Here is a 2,756-nt window from a genome sequence, read left to right on the forward strand (position 1 = left end):
CTTGATTGTTTTTAATATTTGCTTGCTTATTGTTTGTTATTTCTTAATGCTTATATTTTTAGTTGTTAGTGTCTTTATATTTAATGTTTAATGTGTTTAGTTTGCTTGTGTTGGTTTCTTAGATCTTATTTCTTGCTTGTTTGATTTTAATCGCTTGTTTTTGTTTTTTACTGCTTATGGTTTGTGGTTGTTGTGTTGGAGTTTTACTTGTTACTTCTTGGGTTTTAATTTCTTATTCCTTACTTATTGCGTTTTAATTCTTATGCTTTAATGTTTGGTTTCATGTTTTTAGTTTTTCTTGCTTCTTAATGTTTAGTGGGTTTGTTATTTTTAAGGGGGTTTGGTCGTTGGGTTTTATTTTTTTAAGCCTTATCTTTATCTTATCCTTTATTTCTTGCTTGTTTGTTGGTTGTTTTGGATTTTTTTGCGTGTTAAGTTTTATTTTTTGTGAAATGCATAAGGGGGTGGGGGATTATTTTTGATTTTTTAACACCCTGTATTTTAGAGTTTTAAACGCTCAAGGATTTGGGGTTTAATTTCTTTCGGATCTAATTGAACAAGTTGTTGGTATTCAAAATTGCGTGCTTGAAAACCAATGCAATGCAATAACTCAAAAATAATAGAATCGTTTTTCATAGGGGGCAACTAGGCGCATGCCTGAATAATGGAATTGGGCGCAATAAATGCACTGTGGGGTTGTAATAGGGGATTTTCATTATGTGGGTTGAGTTTGATAACACTTCCAAAAGCAATTGGTTTTATACTTTTGTTTTCATCAGATTGGCTTTGTAAAATAACTTGTTCTAAAAAATGATTGATGAGTGGCACTCTATGCACCGATATGGGTCTTGGGATAGACGCCTTTTGTAATGCTAATGCAAGACTTCTTCCCATCGTATTGTTCTCTAAAACTTGCGCTTTTGGGACAACTTGCAACTGATCAATCATTATCTCAATTGCTTCATTTTCCTCATCTATAATGTAGTTTTTATGCGAAAGGCATTTTTTGCCTTGTTTAAAGCCCTATTTTACTGAACTTATTGGATAAAACCTGCTTAAGTTAAATTGATCCCATTCTATTATAAAATATAAAAAACCAAATCTTAAAGGAAAACCATGCAAGAAAATCAAATCACATGCCCCAAGTGTCAAGAGCCAATTAATGTGAGTGAAGCGCTATACAAACAGATTGAGCTAGAAAATCAAAGCCGGTTTTTAGCCCAGCAAAAAGAGTTTGAAAAAGAGGTGAATGAAAAAAGAGCGCAGTATCAAAGCTATTTCAAAAATTTGGAGCAAAAAGAAGAGGCCCTAAAAGAGCGAGAGAAAGAGCAACAGGCCAAATTTGATGAGGCGGTCAAACAAGCGAGTGCACTAGTTTTGCAAGATGAAAGGGCTAAGATCATTGAAGAAGCCAGAAAAAACGCTTTTTTAGAGCAGCAAAAGGGCTTGGAATTGTTGCAAAAAGAATTAGACGAGAAGTCCAAACAAGTCCAAGAATTGCACCAAAAAGAAGCGGAAATTGAAAGGCTCAAAAGAGAAAATAACGAAGCAGAGAGCCGATTGAAAGCGGAAAATGAAAAAAAATTGAATGAAAAATTGGATTTAGAAAGGGAAAAAATAGAAAAAGCCTTGCATGAAAAAAATGAATTAAAATTCAAGCAGCAAGAAGAGCAATTAGAAATGTTAAGAAACGAGTTGAAAAACGCTCAAAGAAAGGCGGAGTTAAGCTCGCAGCAATTCCAGGGCGAGGTGCAAGAATTGGCGATTGAAGAGTTTTTGAGGCAAAAATTCCCCTTAGATTGCATTGAAGAAATCAAAAAAGGGCAAAGAGGGGGCGATTGCATTCAAGTGGTGCATACCAGGGAATTTCAAAATTGCGGGAAAATTTATTATGAGAGCAAACGCACGAAAGAATTCCAAAAAGCTTGGGTTGAAAAGCTTAAAAGCGACATGCGAGAGATTGGGGCTGATGTGGGGGTCATTGTGAGTGAAGCGCTGCCTAAAGAGATGGAGAGAATGGGGTTATTTGAGGGGGTGTGGGTGTGTTCGTTTGAAGAGTTTAAGGGGTTGAGTGCGGTGTTAAGAGAGGGGGTTATTCAAGTGGGTTTGGCTAAAAAAAGTCAGGAAAATAAGGGCGATAAAGTGAATCTGCTCTATCATTATTTGACAAGCTCTGAATTTTCTATGCAAGTGAATGCGATTATAGAGGGGTTTGAGCAATTGAGAGCGGATTTAGAAAGCGAAAAACGCGCGATGGCTAGGATTTGGAAAAGCAGGGAAAAACAAATGGAAAAAGTGTTTGAGGGCACGATTAACATGTATGGCTCTATCAAGGGCATTGTGGGTAATGCGATAGGGCAAGTGAAAGCGCTAGAGCTTGGGTATGATGAGGAAGATTTAGAAGATTAGTTTTTGTAGTGTGCTTTGAGATAATATTGTGGATTAGGAGTGAGTGTGAATAGTAAGGGCGATAAAGACAAACAACAGCAGAATATAAGCAGTGGGATTTCTCAGATCTCATTAAAAAAGGTGGCAACTTTTGATGAAAATGGGGCGAGTTTTAAAGATTTAAATTCTATCAACTTTATTTATGGGGCTAATGGGAGTGGTAAGACAACCACTTCTAGTTTTGTGAAGTGCCCAACCGCTAAAGACGATTGGGCTTCCTAGGCTGATGTTGCCCGTAGGGAGAGTTTGGTTCTCACTCTGTGTCCCTATAGTAGGGATTTTACAGAGTTTGAGCTCCAACGCATTCC

General features: G+C 36.9%; 2 protein-coding genes and 2 pseudogenes. 2 read left to right on the forward strand and 2 right to left on the reverse strand.

The window, feature by feature from the left end:
- Positions 1-645 precede the first annotated feature (645 nt).
- Positions 646-957 (reverse strand): hypothetical protein, encoded by a 312-nt coding sequence (locus tag CXY28_RS08490; protein WP_100965168.1) that lies wholly within the window; start codon positions 955-957, stop codon positions 646-648.
- Positions 958-1,116: 159 nt separating this feature from the next.
- Here CXY28_RS08490 and CXY28_RS08495 point away from each other — a divergent pair, with 159 nt between their 5' ends.
- Positions 1,117-2,409 (forward strand): DUF2130 domain-containing protein, encoded by a 1,293-nt coding sequence (locus tag CXY28_RS08495; protein WP_100980485.1) that lies wholly within the window; start codon positions 1,117-1,119, stop codon positions 2,407-2,409.
- 45 nt (positions 2,410-2,454) lie between these two features.
- A pseudogene (locus CXY28_RS08500) lies at positions 2,455-2,637 on the forward strand (AAA family ATPase); the annotation flags it as partial.
- Here the strand turns inward: CXY28_RS08500 and CXY28_RS09070 are convergent.
- Positions 2,569-2,756 (reverse strand): annotated as a pseudogene (locus tag CXY28_RS09070) (hypothetical protein); the annotation flags it as partial. The pseudogenes CXY28_RS08500 and CXY28_RS09070 sit on opposite strands and share 69 nt — an antisense overlap.

This window comes from Helicobacter pylori (genome assembly GCF_002832345.1).
Classification (GTDB): Bacteria; Campylobacterota; Campylobacteria; order Campylobacterales; family Helicobacteraceae; genus Helicobacter; species Helicobacter pylori_CP.

Excerpts from the sequence above, each read along its gene's own strand:
- CXY28_RS08495 (WP_100980485.1), top strand. The coding sequence starts at position 1,117 with ATGCAAGAAAATCAAATCACATGCCCCAAGTGTCAAGAGCCAATTAAT.